The organism is Pseudoalteromonas sp. RW-H-Ap-1 (genome assembly GCF_048318575.1).
Classification (GTDB): Bacteria; Pseudomonadota; Gammaproteobacteria; order Enterobacterales; family Alteromonadaceae; genus Pseudoalteromonas.
Genome location: NZ_CP166996.1, coordinates 633,551 through 654,861, shown reverse-complemented (window position 1 = coordinate 654,861; position 21,311 = coordinate 633,551). Strand labels below are relative to the sequence as shown.

Annotated in this window: 17 protein-coding genes; 4 read left to right on the top strand and 13 right to left on the bottom strand. The window is 37.6% G+C overall.

The window, feature by feature from the left end:
• Positions 1-2: 2 nt before the first annotated feature.
• From nrdR to AB8618_RS03025, 6 genes are all read right to left on the bottom strand, one after another.
• Complete coding sequence (gene nrdR / locus AB8618_RS03050) at positions 3-452, bottom strand: transcriptional regulator NrdR (protein ID WP_010390928.1); 450 nt, start codon at positions 450-452, stop codon at positions 3-5.
• A gap of 107 nt (positions 453-559) precedes the next feature.
• Positions 560-1,816: a serine hydroxymethyltransferase gene (gene glyA / locus AB8618_RS03045; protein ID WP_008466843.1), complete on the bottom strand. Its 1,257-nt coding sequence runs from the start codon at positions 1,814-1,816 to the stop codon at positions 560-562.
• Between the two features lie 269 nt (positions 1,817-2,085).
• A complete protein-coding gene (gene thrC / locus AB8618_RS03040) occupies positions 2,086-3,369 on the bottom strand; it encodes a threonine synthase (RefSeq protein ID WP_413401334.1) in 1,284 nt (427 codons plus the stop codon).
• Positions 3,370-3,380: 11 nt separating this feature from the next.
• Entirely contained in the window at positions 3,381-4,316 is a 936-nt protein-coding gene (thrB, locus tag AB8618_RS03035; RefSeq protein WP_413401333.1) for a homoserine kinase, read from the bottom strand.
• A gap of 9 nt (positions 4,317-4,325) precedes the next feature.
• Complete coding sequence (thrA, locus tag AB8618_RS03030; protein ID WP_413401332.1) at positions 4,326-6,743, bottom strand: bifunctional aspartate kinase/homoserine dehydrogenase I; 2,418 nt, start codon at positions 6,741-6,743, stop codon at positions 4,326-4,328.
• A 229-nt stretch (positions 6,744-6,972) separates the two neighbouring features.
• A complete protein-coding gene (locus tag AB8618_RS03025) occupies positions 6,973-7,341 on the bottom strand; it encodes a response regulator (protein ID WP_409424780.1) in 369 nt (122 codons plus the stop codon).
• Positions 7,342-7,720: 379 nt separating this feature from the next.
• Here AB8618_RS03025 and AB8618_RS03020 point away from each other — a divergent pair, with 379 nt between their 5' ends.
• Together AB8618_RS03020 and rdgC are read left to right on the top strand one after the other, a co-directional pair.
• Entirely contained in the window at positions 7,721-9,487 is a 1,767-nt protein-coding gene (locus AB8618_RS03020; RefSeq protein ID WP_413401331.1) for an ATP-binding protein, read from the top strand.
• A 63-nt stretch (positions 9,488-9,550) separates the two neighbouring features.
• The gene (rdgC, locus tag AB8618_RS03015; RefSeq protein WP_010390919.1) at positions 9,551-10,462 is read left to right on the top strand and encodes a recombination-associated protein RdgC; all 912 of its coding nucleotides are present in this window, start codon (positions 9,551-9,553) and stop codon (positions 10,460-10,462) included.
• A gap of 211 nt (positions 10,463-10,673) precedes the next feature.
• Here rdgC and AB8618_RS03010 read toward each other — a convergent pair whose 3' ends face one another.
• The 4 genes from AB8618_RS03010 to AB8618_RS02995 all read right to left on the bottom strand — a co-directional run bounded on the left by AB8618_RS03010 (position 10,674) and on the right by AB8618_RS02995 (position 16,034).
• The gene (locus tag AB8618_RS03010; protein WP_409424777.1) at positions 10,674-11,993 is read right to left on the bottom strand and encodes a GGDEF domain-containing protein; all 1,320 of its coding nucleotides are present in this window, start codon (positions 11,991-11,993) and stop codon (positions 10,674-10,676) included.
• Positions 11,994-12,018: 25 nt separating this feature from the next.
• Positions 12,019-13,722 (bottom strand): EAL domain-containing protein, encoded by a 1,704-nt coding sequence (locus tag AB8618_RS03005; protein WP_409424776.1) that lies wholly within the window; start codon positions 13,720-13,722, stop codon positions 12,019-12,021.
• 88 nt (positions 13,723-13,810) lie between these two features.
• Entirely contained in the window at positions 13,811-14,146 is a 336-nt protein-coding gene (locus AB8618_RS03000) for a response regulator (RefSeq protein ID WP_409424775.1), read from the bottom strand.
• 10 nt (positions 14,147-14,156) lie between these two features.
• Positions 14,157-16,034 (bottom strand): ATP-binding protein, encoded by a 1,878-nt coding sequence (locus tag AB8618_RS02995; RefSeq protein ID WP_409424774.1) that lies wholly within the window; start codon positions 16,032-16,034, stop codon positions 14,157-14,159.
• A gap of 188 nt (positions 16,035-16,222) precedes the next feature.
• On the opposite strand from AB8618_RS02995, the gene AB8618_RS02990 reads away from it, so the two are divergent.
• Positions 16,223-16,960, top strand: a complete 738-nt coding sequence (locus AB8618_RS02990; RefSeq protein ID WP_409424773.1) for a hypothetical protein — start codon at positions 16,223-16,225, stop codon at positions 16,958-16,960.
• A 487-nt stretch (positions 16,961-17,447) separates the two neighbouring features.
• Here AB8618_RS02990 and AB8618_RS02985 read toward each other — a convergent pair whose 3' ends face one another.
• Positions 17,448-18,287: an HDOD domain-containing protein gene (locus AB8618_RS02985; protein ID WP_413401328.1), complete on the bottom strand. Its 840-nt coding sequence runs from the start codon at positions 18,285-18,287 to the stop codon at positions 17,448-17,450.
• A gap of 282 nt (positions 18,288-18,569) precedes the next feature.
• Here AB8618_RS02985 and AB8618_RS02980 point away from each other — a divergent pair, with 282 nt between their 5' ends.
• A complete protein-coding gene (locus tag AB8618_RS02980) occupies positions 18,570-20,270 on the top strand; it encodes a dipeptidyl-peptidase 3 family protein (RefSeq protein ID WP_413401327.1) in 1,701 nt (566 codons plus the stop codon).
• Positions 20,271-20,341: 71 nt separating this feature from the next.
• Here AB8618_RS02980 and AB8618_RS02975 read toward each other — a convergent pair whose 3' ends face one another.
• Both AB8618_RS02975 and AB8618_RS02970 read right to left on the bottom strand, forming a co-directional pair.
• Positions 20,342-20,872, bottom strand: coding sequence for a hypothetical protein (locus AB8618_RS02975; protein WP_409424770.1), 531 nt, complete (start codon positions 20,870-20,872; stop codon positions 20,342-20,344).
• Positions 20,873-20,902: 30 nt separating this feature from the next.
• Positions 20,903-21,301, bottom strand: coding sequence for an HIT domain-containing protein (locus AB8618_RS02970; RefSeq protein ID WP_413401326.1), 399 nt, complete (start codon positions 21,299-21,301; stop codon positions 20,903-20,905).
• Positions 21,302-21,311 lie beyond the last annotated feature (10 nt).

The window sequence follows — 21,311 nt, the reverse complement described above, 5'->3', positions numbered from 1 at the left end:
TACTACTCTCCTAAGCGAGCTATTTCTTCACCAAATTCACGTATATCTTCAAACGAGCGATATACTGAGGCAAATCTTACATAGGCTACTTTATCTAACTTTTTCAGCGCTTCCATAATACACTCACCCACCAAATGACTAGACACTTCACGCTCGCCGGTGGCTCGTAGCTGAGATTTAATTATATTAACGACTTCATCAACTTGTTCGGTACTTACGGGGCGTTTTTCAAGAGCGCGAGTTAAGCCATTTAGTAACTTATCTTCATTAAACGGTTCACGACTGCCATCTTGCTTAATAACTCGCGGCATGACTAATTCAGCCCCTTCAAAGGTGGTAAACCGTTCGTGGCACTCATTACATTCACGACGTCTACGTACTTGGTGTCCCCCGCCGACAAGGCGAGAATCAATAACTTTAGTATCTTTGGCGGTGCAAAATGGGCAATGCATAACTGTGTGTTTCCGTTTTAAAAACAAAAAATGGCCGCTATAATAGCGGCCATTATCATAACAAAAATGTGTGCAGTTGTGATCTAAATTACTGTTTTACTCTTGGATTAAGCGTAAACAGGTAATTTTGCACAAATTGCTTTCACTTTTTCTTTTACTTGCGCTTGTACTGACTCATCTTCGATGTTGTCTAGTACGTCACAGATCCAGCCCGCTAACTCTTTTGACTCTGCTTCTTTAAAGCCACGACGAGTGATTGCTGGTGAACCAATACGCAAACCAGAAGTAACAAATGGTGAACGTGGATCGTTCGGTACTGAGTTTTTGTTAACCGTGATATTCGCGTTACCTAGGGCAGCATCTGCATCTTTACCTGTGATATCTTTATCGATTAAATCAAGTAAGAATAAGTGGTTGTCAGTTTTACCTGATACTACTTTGTAACCGCGCTCTTGTAATACTGCAACCATTGCTTGAGCATTTTTAACAACTTGAGCTTGGTATGTTTTAAATTCAGGTTGAAGTGCTTCTTTAAATGCAACCGCTTTAGCAGCAATAACATGACATAAAGGACCACCTTGGCCACCTGGGAAAACAGCGCTGTTTAGCTTTTTGTAAATATCTTCATCGCCACACGCAGAAATGATTAAACCACCGCGAGGGCCGGCTAATGTTTTATGTGTTGTGGTTGTTACAACGTGAGCAAATGGCACAGGGCTTGGGTAAACACCCGCAGCAATTAAACCTGCAACGTGCGCCATATCAACAAATAAGTATGCGCCTACTTTGTCTGCAATTTCACGGAACTTAGCCCAATCAACAATACCTGAATAAGCAGAGAAACCCGCAATAATCATTTTTGGTTTGTGCTCAAGTGCTAACGCTTCAACTTGTGCGTAATCAATTTCGCCAGTTTCTTCGTTAAGGCCATACTGAATTGCGTTGTATGTTTTACCTGAGAAGTTTACGTGTGAGCCGTGTGTTAAGTGACCACCGTGCGCTAGGCTCATGCCTAAAACGGTATCAAGTGGGCTTAATAGTGCTTGGAAAACAGCGGCATTCGCTTGTGAACCGGCATGTGGTTGCACGTTTGCGTAATCTGTACCAAATAATTCATTTGCGCGGTCAATCGCTAACTGCTCAACCACATCAACGTGCTCACAGCCACCGTAGTAACGTTTGCCCGGGTAGCCTTCAGCATATTTGTTAGTAAGTTGAGAACCCTGCGCTTCTAGTACGCGTGGGCTACAGTAGTTTTCAGATGCAATTAACTCAATGTGCTCTTCTTGACGTGATGTTTCTTTGCTCATCGCGTCAAATAACTCTGGATCAAAGTCCGAAATATTCATGCTACGTTCTAACATTGGGGTCTCCTGGGCAACGTGTATGGGTATTTTTTACAGGCTTTATTGTACGCTTAAAACGACTCTTTGCCTACGCTCTTAAGTTGAGGATATTTAAACAGGGATTGAAACTATTTCACAGCATTTTGATGATGATATTTTTTTATAAACTAATAACAATTTTAAATGAATTTGATTTATTACATTTATTTAGCTTATGCGTTATGCCTAAAGCGATATATAAACAAACAAAAAAAGCGGCCTAAGCCGCTTTTTCTACACGTGTGACTTTAACCTAGCTTAGCAAATAGCTCACTGCGTAAATCGTCGTAATCATTGTGCATATCAATGGCTAAACACGGTTTTGCTAATGCATCAGCTAACGGCTTTGGCATATTTAATTCAACATTAAGGATATCCTCAACGCTGTCTTTAAATTTGGCCGGATGCGCAGTCGCTAAAAAGATACCTGCAGCATCTGTTGCTTTATTTTCAACAAGCCCTTGGTAGGCAATCGCGGTATGTGGCTCTGCAATATAGCCAAGCTGTTGAATTTTTTTCATCACTGATTTTGTGTTTTGCTCATCCACACTAACAGAATAAAAATTGTCATAACTAAACCAGTCATTATCTAGCATAGTTTGTACTCGCGGCCAGTTATTAGGTTTACTGACATCCATTGCATTTGAAAGCGATTCAATAGTCGCATTAGGCGTCCAATTTTTATCAAGCATAAAGCGCGGTACTGTGTCGTTTTGGTTTGTAGTCGCGCTTAGTTTACCTACAGGCATACCAATAACCGCGCCAATCATAGCCGCACACACATTACCAAAGTTACCACTGGGTACTGAAATATGCGCTGTAGCACGCTTTTCTTTTGGCAGCTGTGCAATGGCTTCAAAGTAATAACACACCTGCGCGACTAAACGGCTAATGTTAATTGAATTTGCTGAGTTTAAACCTAATTTCGATTTTAGCTCTTCATCTAAAAATGATTTTTTAACCAACTCTTGGCAATCATCAAAACTCCCCTCAATCGCATAACAATGAATATTGTCACCGAGAGTAGTAAATAACTTTTGCTGAGCGAGTGAAATTTTGCCCTTAGGGTATAAAATAACCACATCAATATTTGGTTTGTTATAAAAAGCATGCGCTACGGCAGCTCCGGTATCACCGGATGTTGCAGTTAAAATAGTGACTTTTTCGCCTTGATTAAATTGCGCTAAGCACTCGGCCATAAAGCGGCCACCAAAATCTTTAAATGCCAGTGTTGGGCCATGGAATAACTCTAAGCAATAGGTATTGTCTTCAACTTCCACCAGCTTAACCGGAAAGTTAAACGCATTCTTAACCATCTGGGCAACAGTATCACTTGGTAGCTCGTCACCAATAAGGTGCGATAAAATTTTGCCGCTGCGAGTAACAAAGTCCATATCGAGTAATGCATCAACATCACTTAATGGCGCTAACGACTCAGGAAAAAACACACCTTGATTACGCCCTAGTCCTGTTTTTACAGCTTCAACAAACGACACTTTTTGTGAATATTCTTTTAAATTATGTAATTGCATGACTCTTGATCCTATAAAACATTTAATTGACGCGTGCCGTCGTTATCTAATTTACAAATATGGCAAAAACCTTGCTCGTTGATGTAGTTTTCCTCTAGCCACTGCGCGCATTGCTCTGCCGCTTCAAGCGTTTTACATACACTAAACAAGGTAGGCCCTGCGCCTGAAATACTCACAACTTCAGCACCCAGTGCTGGTAAGCTTGCTTTGGCATCACTAAAGCCGCTTATAAGTGGCGCACGGTATGGCTCTGCTATTTCGTCTTTCATAATGCTTAATGCATCATCAAAGCGTCCTGTTAACAGTAAGCTACTAAACGCCGATAAACGCTGCGCAAACTCAACCCCCGCATGCATACTAAGCTCTTTTGGTAAAACAGAGCGCGCTTTTGCGGTATTGAGCGAAAAGCCTGGAAATGCGGCGACGTAATACCAGTTTTCATCGACAGGTAACGCAATAGATTTATAAGGAATTAAATCACCGGTTAATTGTAAGCCACCAAGGTAACAAGGAGTGATATTGTCATAATGACGTCCACCGCTTACCAAGCCCTCAAAATCGGCCATTAGCTCTATTAACTCAACTTGACTTAAATTGGTTTGAGCAAACTTATCCAGCGCTACAAATGTCGCCACCACAGAGCAAGCACTTGAGCCTAATCCCGAACCAATCGGCAAGTTTTTCCTAAGTTCGAGCTTTACCGCAGGCATATCAGGCGCAACATGCGCTCTAAAATGCACTAAACACTGGTACGCTAAATTTTCTTGCGCATCACTAGGTAGCTTATGTGCGTAGTCGCCTGTACAAATAAATTCATCACTCGATGCGGCACTAACAACCGCCACATCACCTAATAAACCGCCATCAATTGGCGCAAGTGCGGCGCCCAGCGCATCAAAGCCAACGGCAAAATTACCAATAGACGCCGGAGCATATACTTCAATCATAACTGACTCCTAGCGAGATAATGTTTTTAATATGTCTGCAAATACACCCGCAGCCGTTACTGCAGAGCCTGCCCCATAACCACGGATAACAAACGGACGCGGTTGGTAGTATTGGCTTAAAATAGCCAGCGCATTTTCACCATCACGAATTACACTTAACGCGTGTGATGAATCCACGGCTTCGATTCCGACCTTACAGTGACCATTTTTAATTGTGCCTACGTAGCGAAGTACTTTACCTTCACTCGCTGCACTTTGAATACGGTCGTTAAAGCCGGTATCCAGGCTTGGTAGTTTTGCCATAAATTGCTCAACGTTGTCACCTTGGGCGAAGCCTTGTGGTAATACCGACTCCACTTCTATGTCGCTAAGCTCTAATTGCATGCCTGCTTCTCGGGCAATAATAAGTAGTTTACGTGCTACGTCTGTCCCCGATAAGTCATCGCGAGGATCGGGTTCAGTAAAGCCGCTTTCTTTTGCTTTAATTGTTGCCTCAGACAATGATAAACCATCTTCAAGGGCACCAAACATGTATGAAAGCGAGCCTGATAAAATACCACTAAACTCAAGTAACTCATCACCGGCACCAAAGAGTGATTGTAAGTTATCGATTACAGGTAAACCTGCACCTACGTTAGTTTCGTATAAAAACTTACGATTATTTTTATGTGTAGCTGCTATTAAATCTTGGTAATACGTATATGAGCTCGTGGTGGCTTTTTTATTGGCAGCCACAACGTGGAAACCCGCATTTAAAAAATCGACGTATTGCGAAGCCAAGGCATCTGATGAAGTACAATCAACTAGTACAGGGTTAACTAAATGATTTTGCTTAACAAACTGTTCTACTAATTTTAAATCAAATGCTTGCTCTGATTGCGCTAGCTTTTGCTGCCAATCATCAAAAGCAATACCTTCACCATCAAGGTGTAATTGACGTGAGTTAGCCACACCATATAGGTTTAATTTAATATTACGCTTTTCAAGCCATGCTTGTTGACGCTCAAGCTGATTTATTAGCTCTTGACCTACTAAGCCACATCCCAATAAAAACACATCAATTGAAGGCACATGAGTGAAAAAGTTTTCATGACAGATTTTAACCGCGTCATTACACAACTCACCGTCAATAACAGCAGAAATAGCGCTTTCAGTTGAGTCTTGCGCTATAGCAACAATGTTAACTTGTGCTTGAGCAAGCGATGCAAAAAACTTAGCCGCTAAGCCTTTATGAGCGCGCATGTTATCGCCCACTAACGTTACTATTGCTAAATTACGTTGCACATTTACCGGCTCAATTAAGCCTGCTTTTGACTCTAAGTCAAAGGCCACTTGCAACGCATTCAACGCTAGATTTAAATCACTTTCATGAACACAAAAACTGATGCTAAATTCACATGATGATTGAGTGATCAGGACGATTGACACGTTATCATGCGCTAATGCATTAAATACTTTCGATGCCATACCCACTTTGCCTTTCATACCAGGGCCCGAAACGGTCAACATAGCTAAGTTTTGTAGGCTTGAGAGTGCTTTTACTGGTTCATCAGATACCGTATCGTTACTAATTAGTGAGCCTTGCGCATCTGGGTTATGAGTATTTTTAATTTCGCATGGCACTCCAGCTTTTGCACACGGTAGGATAGTTTTAGGGTGCAACACTTTAGCGCCAAAATAAGAAAGCTCCATCGCCTCTTTGTAAGATAGGAAATCAACCTTAGTGGCTTTTTTGATATAACGCGGATCGGCGCTGTATACACCATCAACGTCAGTCCATATTTGACACACTTGCGCCTCTAAACACGCTGCAGCAATCGCCGCTGAATAATCAGAGCCATTTCGACCAAGTGTTGTGAGCTCACCTTTATCATTACTTGCAGTAAATCCAGGCATAATGTAAACCGTTGCTGGCGACTCTTTTAGTACTGCTTGAAAACGGGCTTTACTGGCGACTAAATCGGCTTCAGCGTCTATGTGTCCACCCGTTGAAACAATACAGTCTGTTGCTTGTAAATAATGCGCGTTATGATCGACTAGTAAGCTTTGCATTAGCGATACGCTAACACGTTCACCAAAGCTAATAATAAAAGCCCTGATTTTATCTGGGCAACACTTAATTAGTGCAACCCCATCAAGCTTATTTTTCAATTCGTTAAAGTCCGGCCAGTTTTGAACTGTTCCTTGTTTTTCCTCTACAGCTGCTTTTAAAGCATTGCAGCGGGTAACAAGTGCATCCCACAACGGGTTGAAATCCTGCCCCTGCTCTGCGGCACTAGCCAACGAAACAAGCGAATCTGTCATACCGCCAGGCGCTGAAAGCACCAGTAACATTTCATCTTTTAATTGTGCCTTAGCCAGAGCAGCTACTTGCTTTAGGCAGGCAAAGTCAGCGAGCGATGAGCCACCAAATTTTAAAACGCGCATTTTTTATGTTTCCTCATTCCATAAAACGAAAAAAGGCCTGTGTTCTAAGTGAACACAGGCCTTTAAATTTGTTGCACCGACCTATGCCACTATCCAGTAAGAATGGTGGTTGTAATAATAATGGTCGTTACAAGACTAAATGTTTTCATAGCTTAAGACTGCCTTAACAAAGGCTATTCTGTCAACCCTAAATTAGAAGATAAAACAGTCTTTTTCATCATGAATTTTATTAATAAATGCCAAACTTATGCAAAACGTCGTTAAGTTGTGCTTTATTAATCGGTTTGTGAATAAAATCGATTGCGCCGAGTTGCGCTACGCGATCTCGCATTTTTTGTTGAATATCTGCAGAAATTACCAATACATAAGTTTCTATTTTATTTGCTTTGACCTGCTCATGCACTGCAATCCCATCCACTTCAGGCATGGTTAAATCGAGGCATAAGAGATCAAAATGCTTATGGTGTAATAACGCCAAGGCTTCTTTACCATTGGTTGCCTGTTGAATATCGGCATCAAGACACTCATTTAAACAGCGGATCACTTGTTTACGAGCAACAGTTGAGTCATCACAGACTAAAATAGAAAAACGCATCATAATGACAATTTAATTAAACTCATATAAAACACCTAAACCCACGCTAAAATTAATTTGCTTACTCAGGCAGCAAAAAGTCAAAAATATAACCAACATAAGTAGCGAGCAGGTTATTTACTGTATCTTTTACTAACGTTATCAATAAAGTGCATGAGTGCACAATAAAAATTAGCAAAATAACTCTACCTAATTTGAAAACAAACTAGCGAAACACACTACGCTAGAATAGAAACGAAATTATTAAGTTCACAGAGTAGTACTTATTTAAGAGCACAAAATAACAATATAATAAAATATATGTTTATTTTTAATGATTTATTAACTAATGTTTATAAGCGTACACTAATAGTTGAATAATTAAAGGAAATACAAGTCCCTCATGCCGCAAAAAAGTCTTTCAACAAAGTTACTCACACGAGTTTTATCGGTTTATTTTATACTGACTTTTGTGGTGACCTGCGGACAAATCTTCGCAGAGTATGTTAATACCAAAGATTACATACGCGATGAGCTCGGCACACTGCAAAAAACATTTGGTAGAAGTCTAACTCGAGCAATTTGGGAGTTAAATATAAAACAAACCACAACAACCGCAGAAGGATTACTTGATATACCTATGGTTGAAGGGGTTATTATTCGTGATGATAACGGCGCTATTATTTCTCAATTAGGCCGCGCGCTAAACATTCACAACCTATATAGTCAGCAACTTGTCCAAGAAGACGTGATTGTAGAAGACGCCAAAGCAGGTTTATTTGGTTATACATTTCCGCTTATTTTTGAATTTTCAGGTCGCGCCACCCAAGTAGGTGATGTGACTTTATTTTCTAGCCGCGACGTGATTTTTAGTCGCATTATGCTATCTATTTACTTTTTAATTGGCAACGCCATGATTAAAACCACCTTTTTAATTATCTTGTTTTTAATCGCATTTAGAAAGCTGCTAACGGAGCCACTCACACAACTTACTGAACAAATTGAATACCTTGAATTAGAAGAGCTCGATGGCCAGCGCGTTAAAATTGTCACTGACGAAAATAACGAACTAAAAGTAATGGAGCGCTCTTTTAACAATTTGATCTCTAAAGTTGTTGAGTATAAAAAAGAGTTAAAGCAAACCCAGAATGACCTAATCGAAAGTAATCAAAAACTAGATCAACAAAATTTGCAGCTTGAACAAGATGTAGCGCGTAAAACATCAAACCTGAGCCAAGCAATGATCGACCTACAGCAACAAAAATATGAACTCGAACGCCAAAAAGAAGTATTAACTGAAGAAGTTGACCTACGAAAGCAAACTGAGCAAGAGCTGCTAAGTAAACAAACCCAACTACAAAACTCACTCGATGAACTAAGCTTTGCGCAAGAGCAGCTTGTTGGCTCAGAAAAAATGGCGGTATTAGGCGGTTTAGTGGCGGGTATTACTCATGAAATTAATACCCCTATTGGTATCGGCGTAACCGCGACTTCATTTTTACATGAGCGTTTAACTGAAATAGAAACTGCGTTTAAAAACAAATCGCTATCCTCTTCAGCACTGGAGAGCTTTATTAATGATGCAGCACAAAGCGCTCAACTACTCTCTCACAATTTAGAGCGCGCATCTGACTTAATTACGAGCTTTAAACAAATCGCAGTTGATCAAGCCAGTGAGGCGCTAAGAACCATTAACTTTAAGGATTACATTAACGAGGTTATACGTTCTTTACATCCGCAAATTAAAAAAACATCCCATAGCATTCGTCTGCATTGCCCGGATGATTTAATTATTAATTTACCTGCGGGGGTGATCAGCCAAATATTTACTAACTTAATTATGAATTCATTACTGCATGGCTTTGAAAATATAAACAGTGGCCAAATTACCATAGATGTAAATACTGATGAAAACGACTTAGTCATTAATTACCAAGATAATGGTATCGGGTTGAAACCGGCACAACTTAAGCGTTTATTTGACCCATTCTTCACCACAAAGCGTGATGAAGGTGGCAGCGGCTTAGGTGCTCACATTATTTTTAACCTAGTAAAACAAACACTCAATGGCAAAATTGAAGTCAGCAGTGAACCCGACCAAGGGTTACATTACCGAATTTCGTTCCCTAAAAACATGTCATCTCCCTTGCCACTTTTTAAACTCGATTAGCCGTTTCTAGAAGCGGCTTTTATTGCTATGATTGCATAAATTTTTTAAATGGATCATTTCCCTATGTGGTTTAGTAACCTTATATGCTATCGCTTTAAACAAGACGTTTCGTACACTCAAGAAGACTTTGACAAGGCGTTAGAACAAGATCTATTTCGTCCATGTACTGGTCAAGAGTTGGCAACATTTGGTTGGACAAAAGCATTTGGTAAACATGGTGAAACTTTGTCACATTTTTCACAAAAAAGTATTTTAGTGTGCGCCAAACGTGAAGAGAAAGTGTTACCTGCCTCCGTAATAAATGAGCTTGTTGCAGAAAAGGTTGATCAGATTGAAGCTGAAGAAAATCGACCAGTAAAGAAAAAAGAAAAAGATGAATTAAAAGAAAACATCTTACACACGTTACTGCCACAAGCATTTAAAAAGTCGAGCCTACAGTTTGCGTTCATAGACCAAGAAAATGGTTGGGTTGTAGTTAATAGCGCAAGCTTTAATAAAGCTGAAGAACTTCTGGCGTTACTACGCAAATCGTTAGGCACATTACCGGTTGTTCCTGCGTTTGCTAACTATGATTTAGATGTATTTTTAACTGACTGGCTTACTAACTTTAGTACACCTGAGGGCTTTGCGATTGGCTCAGACGCTGAGCTTGAAGAAGCGGATGACAGTGGTGCCCAAGTTAAGCTTAAAGGCCATGACTTAGCGTGTGACGAAGTAAAATCGCACCTTGAAAGTGGTAAACGCGTGACTAAGCTTGCTCTAGATTGGCAAGAACGCGTTAAGTTTATGCTACAAAACGATGGTTCAATTAAACGTTTAAGCTACAGTGAAACACTTAAAGAAGAAAATGCCGATATCCCTAAAGAAGATATGGCGGTTAAACTAGACGCTGACTTTATTCTTGCATCTGAGGAAATCAAGCAACTTCTTGAAGAGCTTACTCAAGGCTTAGGTGATGCAGACGATTTAGCGTAAATGACAAATGGCAACACGCCTTAAAAGCGTGATTATTGCTTGTTAAAAATACAAGATAGGGAGTATTAGTAATACAATGGGGCATGAGGTGCTGCGAGATGTACAGTGAAAACATGCCCCAGATAATACTTTATGTATAGTTGGTTGCATAACGATTTATACGCAAATAAAAGTGCCATTTATATGCGATATTAATTTTACCGAGAGGTATTTAACTGGCTACTGTAACACGATTACGACCAGTATCTTTTGATATATATAACGCATTATCAGCAAGCGCTATCAGCTTTTCACAAGTATCGCCATTACGTGAATAAGTAGCAACACCAAAGCTAGCTGAAATAAACACTGACTGCTTGTTTTCAATAGTTATGGGGGTATTATTTATAGCTTGCCTTAATTCTTCTGCAACCAAAGCTGCTTGGCTAATGTCATATGAAGGCAGTATTATTATAAATTCCTCACCGCCATATCTAAATATACTACCTTTATTAAGTATGGCTGAACGGCATATGTCAGCAAACGTTATTAGTACTTGATCACCTCCAAGATGCCCATATTTATCATTGAATTTTTTGAAATGATCAATATCAACCATAATTACACTAACATGTGTATTCGAAACGTTGGCGAGATGTATTTTTTTGTTTAAGGATTCATTTAATTTACGCCTATTTAGTAACCCTGTAAGATGGTCGACTTCAGCTGCACGTTCAAGTTTATTACGTTGCTTTATAATTGTATCTTTCATCGCATTGAATGTATGCGCAACACTAGCCATTTCAATTGGTATATCAATATCTATAGTGTGCCTACTATCTCCAGTAGCAAATTTTGATGCCCCTTCGGTGAGTTTATCCAAGCTGCTTTTTAATGAATAATTTATAATCATTAAGCCTAGTATTCCTAATAATATTGACACCAAAAGAATAGCTAAATAAAGTTTCTCGGCATGTATTAATACGTCAATTGCTTGAGCGTGTATAACTTCACTTTCAATATGTAGACTATTATATATATCGGCTAAAGTCTTCCCTAACAATTCTGATTTGTTTTCAAAAGCCATAAAATTTTTGTTTAAAACCTGCTTTTTATCACTGCCATGTGCAAGGTTAGCAAAAATAAATTGAGCATTTTCATCAATACTCTTCCACTGAAATTCTGCATATGAAATATCCTCAATTAATTTCTTATTCGTAATTTCAATAGCAGTTTTTAATTTAATAAATAAATTGCTGATATGTTGCGCTTCATAGTAATACTTTTTCTGATAGTTCACCTCTTCACTAACAAAAAAGTCAGCTACAGATGTGGATATTCCCCACACCGATACTTGTAACTTATTAATGGGTACTAATACCTGTTGCTGCTTAGTTATGAGTGATGAAAATGGAATAATAACGCGATTATTAATATAGCTATACGTTGAAACAGAAAACACTACAAAGGGGATAATTGTCATTAATAGTCCGGTCATTAACCAAAAGCGAAGTGACCTTCGCTGCCAAAAAGATTTTATTTTTTTATACATTGTCAGCCCTATAAAAATATATCTATTAATTATTTAAACCTACAAAACTAATTAAATCATCATAACTAAGTGGCTTAGAGTAGTAGTACCCCTGAATGAAATCAACGCTGTTGTTTTGAACCATAGTTAATTGGGCTTTGTTTTCGACACCTTCAGCAATTGTTAGAACCTCTATCGATTTTAACATCTTATTAATACCTTTCATTAACCGAGCATTTTTAGTATTGCTTTCTGCGGCAACAATCAAAGTTCTATCTAATTTTACAATATCAATTGGATAATTTAATAAATGAGATATTGAAGAGTAACCTGTACCAAAGTCATCTAAAGCAATTTTTACTCCAAGGTTGTGCAATTCTTTGAGAACACTATTTGTAATTATATCTTCATTAAGTAATGACGTTTCTGTTATCTCAACTACCAACAAATCAGGTGAAATGTTATGATTGCTTAACTGTTTAGAGATAAAGTTTACTATATTTAAATTCAATAATTGATAAGAGGATATGTTTATAGCAATATAAAAGTCATAGTTGACTATAGTCCTCATTTTTTCAAAATATTGAAGAGCAGACTTAATAATCCAGTTTCCAAGTGATTCTATGAGCCTAGATTGCTCAGCGATCGGTATAAACTCACTCGGATTATTAGATGTGACAGCATTTGGCCATCTGATAAGGGTTTCTATCCCTATTACTTTATTAGACTCTTTAGCACATATTATTGGTTGAAAGTGAAGCTCAAAGTTACTCTCTGATATAGCTTCTCTCAATTCTAATTCTATTTGGTATTTTCTTTGAAAATCCAAGTTCATGTTGTCTTGAAATATACAAACTTGATTACGACCAAGATTTTTTGCTCTGTACATCGCGATATCAGCAAACTTTAGAAGTACTTCTTTGTTATCGCCATTCAAAGGAAATACTGACACACCTATACTTGCAGAGCAATGAATTGTGTTGCCTTGTATGTTAAATAAGTTATCGAAAGTGGCTAAAACACGTTGTGCTATCACCTGCGCAACATGAATATTAGGGAGCTCATCAATTATAAATGCAAATTCATCACCGCCAAGCCTAGCTAAGATTTGTTCTGCTCTAAGTTCATTTTGGATTCTTTGTGCTACTTCGATTAAAAGGCGATCCCCAATATCATGACCAAAAGTATCATTAATGTTTTTAAAGTGATCTAAATCTAAAAGCATTACTCCAATACTGTTGTTGTATCGATCTTTTTTATTTATTAATTCGTGCAAGTATTCATCAAAATAATAGCGATTAGATAAACCTGTTAAACTGTCTTTTTCTGCCATTTCTTTCATAGTGCAATAGTTCGAGTATACTGTGTTCTCAAGTTCAAAGCGTTTGGTTGCTTGAATTAAGGCTCGATTAACAGTGCTTTCAGTGACTTCCGATTTCAATAAAAAATCATGGGCACCTGCATTAATACAGTCAATGAGTAACTGCTCACTATTACTATTACTTAACATTATTATAGTTGTCGCACTTCTTCCATTAACTGATTTTAGCTCCGAAATAAGCTCAATTCCATCCATTTTCGGCATGTTAAAATCAAGCATCGCGACATCAAAATGTGAGTCTGTTAGTAATGTAATTGCATCCTCAGCTGTGCTTGTCTCCACAATCTCATACTTATTTGATAACATCATCAACGAACGTCTAATCGCCATTCTATCAAATAAGTCATCATCGATTATTAATATTTTCATTTAACTTCCTACTCAGGCAGGCACGCAACCTTCCAGTATCCTTCAAGAGTCTCAACAATATTTACTATGCAATTACCCGTCTCTTCCTTTACAAAATAACCAGCACTATGGTTTTCGTAGCTTTGTAAAATATCCTTTTCATTTTTTGATGTTGTAAGCATAAAAACAACACTTTTATGATGAACAGGGTGGCTTCTAACTTTTTTAAAAATTCAAGTCCATTCATTCTAGACATCTGAATGTCGAGCAAAATTATATAAGGTGATGGCACTTCTCCTCTATCAAGCATTTCAAGAGCTTCTTGACCGTCTTTTGCTCTAACAATTGTATTCGCAACCATTTTTTTATTTAAAGAACGCTCTATGGTCATATAATCAATATCATCGTCTTCAACAATAAAAAGTGTAACTTCCTTCTTACTCATATCGTGTTTCCTAATACTTTATAAAGCTTTGTGGCCAAAAAATCTTAAACTCAGCACCGTTGGATTGATTTACAAGGGTGATCTCACCACTATGAAACTCGATCACTTTTTTAATTATTGATAACCCCATTCCACTGCCTTCAACCTCGTCGCGTGATTTTAGTGTTTGGAACATTTCAAAAATTTTGTCTGAGTATTTAAAATTAATGCCAGGGCCATTATCTTTGATTATTAATTCTAGTCCCCCTGGTTTTTGGCTAACGAGAAGTTCCACTCTAACCTCCTTCTTATCACTATGTTTGATAGAGTTATTGATAAGGTTGAGTAGCACAAGTTGTAATGGGAGTTTGGGTATCACAATTGTTAAGTTAGGGAAGTGTATATTGATTTTTTTATCAGTCATGACTAAGTCTAAGATTGATAGCTTCTCATCAACTAAATTTACAGCTTCTGGTTTATGCTGCACTTTATTTAACCTTGAGTAACTAAGTAAATCATCTAGCAATTTAGACATTCTTAAGGCTCGGCCTTGTATTAGTTCAAACTTTTCTAAAGTTGAAGTATCAAATACATTTAGATTATCTTCTTTTATCCATCCAACTAATTTTAGTATCGCATTTAATGGTGACCTAAGATCATGTGAAGCTATATAAGCAAACTGTTCAAGATCCTGATTTGATTTAACAAGTTGTTTTATTGCTTGTTCCTTATCTGTCACATCGCGCGATATCCCTAATATAAATGGCTCTCCCGAAGAGTCTTTGAAACGTGTTTTAGTCGTAAATAGAATGCGAATTCTGCCAGATGGAAACGTAATCGTTTCATATGTTTCACTATAACCATTTTCAAAGGCTAATTTGTCCATCGCTAAAAACTCTTCGACCTCATTTGCAGGGTAATCCTCCAATGTGGTTTTTCCAATAATTGTTTCTCGAACATTAGGAGGATAAAGCTCTTTGAAGGCGGTGTTAAACTTCACTAATTCAAAGCGTTCATTTTTCACGAATAAATATTCTGGCATACTTTCAATAATTAAATCTTGAAATTGCGAGGTGTTTTCTAATTCTGCTTCTTTTTTAAGTAATTTTTCTTTGCTTTTAATTAAAAGCTCTTTGTCATCAAGGGTAGCTTGCTCAATATTGCAACTTAATAGGTCACATATTGCCACATGTAATATAAACGCCGTTACCTGCGCACTTATTAAGTAATCATCCGCCCCTGACTTAATTGCTTTGACTATAGAACTTGTACAAGAATTGTCATTCAAAATAATTAGCTTAATCCGAGGGTACTGGGCCTTTAACTCTTTTATAAAAACAAGGTGTTCATCTTTTAGATTCTTAATCTTAACTACTACTAAGCTAGGTCTGTGAGTTGAGATTGACTCAAATGAAGTAAAGTTAAAATTTTCATGCTCTAATGAATAGTTTACATAAGGAGCTTTACATAAAGTTAGGCTTGGATTGGAGTTGTTACTCAAAACTAATACTAAATTGTTTTTTTGCTTTTTTAAGGGGTTAGATAAAGAGATCATCTCATCGATAGCAACTTCTAAAGTATTTCTAACAGAGCTCACTAATGGTAATTGTTTACAATGTATATAATTGGTAATTTTTTGTGGCAATGATGCCTTTGAAGGAGTCAAAAGTAATATAGGTAGATGAGGGTAGTAGATCTGAATGTTTGAAATTACTTTTTCAATAAATTCAACTTTTGGGTAGTTTAATAGTAAACAATCAATTGAACTATTTACAAGAATTTCAAATAGACGAGAGTCCGAATAATCAGAGTAAAAAATTTCGTATTTATGATTATCAAAATCGAAATGCTTTCCTTGATTTAGCTCGCTATTTAAATAATCTAATACCAGAATTTTATATACAGCCACTACAAATATCCTTTTTTTACTCATGTTTAAACTTATATGATGAGTACTAATTTTTCAAATTATTCTTACATACTAAAAAAAGCGCGTAATCTAAGCAAGTTTTTAACAATTTTTTACTTTTAAGTTCTTATTTTGGGTAATTAATAGTGTAAAATTCAGACTTTATTTATTACTGGCATATTTTAACGATGAAATTTAAACTTTCTTTAGTTTCGCTTAGCCTTGTATTGGGTGGTTGTACAAGTGAAACTGAATCGGATCTTCTTAAAACAAAAGCAATCCAAGCGCAATATCTTATTAGTTCAAATGGTGAGCGCACCAAAATAAATGCTGAGTTAAATTCAGGTGATTCATTTGGTTCTAATATACGATTATCAAATGGTGATAAACTATATGCTGAAGCGTTAAGTAAACGAATAACGCTAACTGAAGACTCTGATATTTTAGATATTGATTACGAAGGCCGATTTGAAATTACGTCAGGAAATACTAAGTTTCAAATAGATTTAGTCAGAAAAAGTGAGCAAAATGCTCAATCTAATGTAGATTTGCCTCTAGAATTTACTATTTTGGAACCAAGCAATAACGCGACCGTTAATTATGACCAGACAATTACTGTACAACTTGATGGGCTGGATCCTGCAAGTCAAACTGAATTGATTTTGAACTATGGTTGTGATGACTCTAATGGAGGGATTTTTTCTGGCTCAGCAAGTTACTCTGTATCAAATGTTTCTAACTTTAATTTTAACTTGGCCAACAAAGACATTATAGATATTAACTCTTCAAAACAATATAAAAATTGTGAACTAGACATTGTTATAGAGCGGTTCAGAGAAGGTGAAATATCAAATGAACTTGCAGATACGAGTTTTATTCGCGCTATTCAAACAAGAAAAATTAAAGATATAAAAATAATTTTTTAATTTTCTAAGAATAGCTATGGATTCATTTGGTTCCTGTAATGGTTAATTAATTATTTAGAGTTTCTAAGCTGGAGTTTCATTTCTCCTATCTAGAGTCATGTAATTATTTTTTGAATACATACCTTTGTAGTTATAAAACTGAATATAATAGTCTGCTTATAGCAGAGTGATGATTTATATATGAAAGAAGGCTCAGTCGCCCTGTATCTAAACTTTTGAAATCGCCTCATTACCGTTTGCTTATAATTACACTCTACAATCACTCCTTTAGTGCTCATTTGGCCTCGTAATATGATAATACCTCGTAGTGGGGTCACCTATTTATCAAATTTAAGTGGAAAGGCGTATACACCATGATACATAGTGTATACGTTTTCAATATTTGCATTAAACAAAGCCAGTAACGGATTTCAATTTGTTTTGCGCACAAGTAGAAATAGTTTTCACCGAGCACTGCCATAATCATACTTTTTATTGCTCTGCATGTTTAGCTAAACATTTCTTTTACGTCTTCAACCATGTGCAAGTATTTCTCACTCTCTAACATTTCTAATGAAGGAAAAATGCCTTTATCAATATAAGTTTGTAGCGCCGCAGATTTATCTGATACTTGTAGGGTTCCCTCAAGGATTGCACCAATGCGAATAAAGTCGATATAACTCACTTCAGTAGAGCGATAGTTAACATCAGCCCAGTGCTGTGCAACCTCTACAAACACATCAGGGAATTCCCATGCTTTCATTATTGAGCCACCAATTTTACCGCTTAAACGTTGAATTGCGTGAGCTAAAAAACTCGGATTGGCAAACACTTCTGGGTGCCGCTCAGCCTCAGTTAAAATCGGTAACACCCCAATATTATAAACCAATGAAGCTAGTGTAATGGCATCACGGTTAAGCGAAGTGTGAGTATTTCTTTTTAAGTAAAACTCCATCAATGAAATAGAATGCGAGGCCACATGCAGCGTTTTTTGCCACGCCTTGCCCATGTATCCCTTTATTAGCTCATTATTAGATACAAACAGCTGCTCCATTGCCATGGCTGTAGCTATATTTTTTATTTGTCTTAAGCCAATACGTGTTACTGCTTGATGTAAATTAGACACCTTTACAGCACGACCCATAATGGCACTATTTGCTACTTTAATCATTCGCGCAGATAATGCAGGGTCATGTGCTATTGCATCTGACATTTGCATCAAATTAACATCTGGATTGTCAGCGGCTTGACGAACCTTAATCGCTACCTCTGGTAACGTAGGTAACACCAGTGTGTCGTTGTTAATTCTGTCAACCAAAATTGTGAGTAAGGCATTTTCTGTAGACATAAAATATCCCTTTGCTTAATGACCTACACTTTACAGCAAGTCTTATATTATTAATTATTTCAAAGCTTAGTAGTACTAAACATATACCCAAAGTAGAAAAAACTGTAGATAATTATTGATTATTTACTAGTGCCCCACTGATTTATGCGCACTAACGCCTAATACTTGCTATTTGCTAGTGTGTTTTGCTTTAATGCAAACATGCTAAGGCACATTAACACGCTTTCAGTACCTTAACTTACAGTATACAAGTTATAAAATAGACTTTTTAAAGGCAATATAATGATCTTAAATAAAATTAGCCAAGCAATACTGCTCTCTGGCATCGTTTTTCTTAGTGCCTGCTCTGAGCAAGCACCGTCTTCAAGTAATACGCCGCAAAGCTCAACGCCGACGGCTTCTCAAACGCCTTCAGGGCCAGCGCTTGTTAATATTGACCGTCAACGCTTAGACATATACACAGACTTTAGTTTACAAAGTGACTTATCACATTTATCTGACAATCAAAAAGCTATGGTAGCTAAACTTATTGATGCTTCAAAAATTATGGATGATTTATTCTGGAAGCAAGCATTTGGTAAAGATAAGCAAGACTTTTTAGCACAACTAGATGATGAAAGGGTACGTCAGTTTGCTGATATTAACTATGGCCCATGGGATCGCTTAAACGGCGATGAAGTATTCTTATCAGGCTATAAAGAAAAGCCGCTTGGTGCAGGTTTTTACCCAGCCGACATCACCAAAGAAGAGCTTAATAACGCTGATGTAAAAGATAAAACAGGGCTTTACTCACTGATTAAACGTGATGAACTAGGTAATTTATACAGCACGCCTTATTCAGAAGAATATGCAGTAGAACTTGCCCAAGCAGCTAAGTTACTTAGAGACGCTAGCAAATTAGCTGACGACCAAGAATTTGCCAACTACCTAAACTTACGAGCTGACGCAATACAAAGCGATGATTTCCAAGCCTCTGACTTTGCTTGGATGGATATGAAAAATAACCCTATCGATGTTGTTATTGGCCCAATTGAAAACTACGAAGACCAATTATTTGGTTACCGTGCTGCCTATGAATCGTATGTACTAATTAAAGATTTAAAATGGAGCGAACGCTTGGCTAAATTTGCAGCCTTTTTACCTGAGCTGCAAAAAGGCTTACCTGTAGATAGTAAGTACAAGCAAGAAGTACCGGGCTCAGATGCTGACTTAAATGCCTATGATGTTGTTTATTATGCCGGGCACTCAAATGCTGGCAGTAAAACTATTGCGATTAACTTACCCAATGATGAGCAAGTGCAATTAGAAAAAGGCACACGTCGTTTACAGCTTAAAAACGCAATGCGTGCGAAGTTTGATAAAATTTTAGTGCCTATCTCAGAGCAGTTAATTGTGCCAGAGCAACGCAAACATATTACCTTTGATGCGTTCTTTGCTAACACCATGTTCCATGAAGTGGCTCACGGTTTAGGAATTAAAAACACCCTAACGGGTAAAGGTACTGTTCGCCAATCACTTCAAGAACATGCTAGTGCTTTAGAAGAAGGTAAAGCCGATATTCTTGGTTTATACATGGTTGAACAGTTACTTAAAAAAGGTGAGATCACTGAAGGGACGTTAGAAGATTACTACACCACCTTTATGGCGGGTATTTTTCGCTCAGTGCGTTTCGGTGCCTCAAGTGCACATGGTAAAGCAAACATGATCCGCTTTAACTTTTTTGCTCAAGAAGGTGCTTTTTCTAAAAATGAAGACGGGCTTTATAGCATCAACATGGATAAAATGGGCGATGCTATGGCAAAGTTATCGCGCCTTATTTTAACTCTACAAGGTGACGGTGATTACGAAAAAGTAGATCAACTCATTGCCACTCATGGCGATATTAAAGCGGAACTTGCTAAAGACTTAGAAAAGTTAAGCAAAGCGAACATCCCTGTAGATGTGACCTTTAAACAAGGCAAAGATGTGCTTGGCCTTGATTAACAAAAGCTAATTAAATAAAAAAGCGTTACAGTGTAACGCTTTTTTATTACTTTGATTACTTATCAGTATGTTTATTTGTCATTCACCACTTTGCGTACAACCGGCTCAAGGCTTGCCATTCCCCATTGCTTCCCGATTTCAATCGCAGACTCTATATCTGTACCTTGCTGATGGGCTGAAATAGCCATTAACGCGCCAACACGGTTACTATTTGCACAATGAACAACCACCGACTCACCTTTAAGTTGCTCTAAAAGATTGGCTAACTGCTTTGCATTATCAGTGTTTACGTCTTTTGCACCCGCAATCTCAATTGCGTGGTAGCTCATTCCTAAAGAGTTGACTAACGCGCCTTCATCCCAGTCTTGCTCATCTGCTGCACGCAAATTAATAACATGCTTCACCTTGGCTTTCGATAGTTGCTTAAACTGCTCTTTAGTCGGTTGCGCTGCTGAAAAAACCAGGTTGTTATGTGCGGCAAAGTTTTTAATGTTAGCGTTATTTACCACATCTGTAGCTACTGGCTGCTCGCTCGCTATCACAGTTGAAACAGCAATGGCTGCAATAAATACACTAGTGCAGAGTTGTTTTATTAATTTCATACTATCCCCTCAAAGTAACTCATTCTAATTTTAAAAATGCGTTTTTAATTGCTCTACCTGCTCATTAGTATAAGGGACACTTGGAAACTTGCCCCATACCGGCGCAGGCCATGCAATATCTGTTTTAAAACGCGCTATATGATGAATATGTAATTGCGGTACCATATTACCAAGCGCGGCCACATTTAACTTATCAGGATTAAACACCTCAATTAATAAATGGCTGAGCTTAGCCGACTCTTGTAAGTAAGTGATTTGTTGCTGCTCAGTTAAATCAATAATCTCTTTTAAGCCTGCAACCCTTGGGACTAATACAAACCATGGATATTGGCTGTCGTTTAATAGTAATACCTTACAAAGAGGCCAATCGGCCAGTTCAATACAATCTCTTGTCAGCTCTTGGGCTAAGGTAAATGATGTTTCGCGCATGTTAAATCCT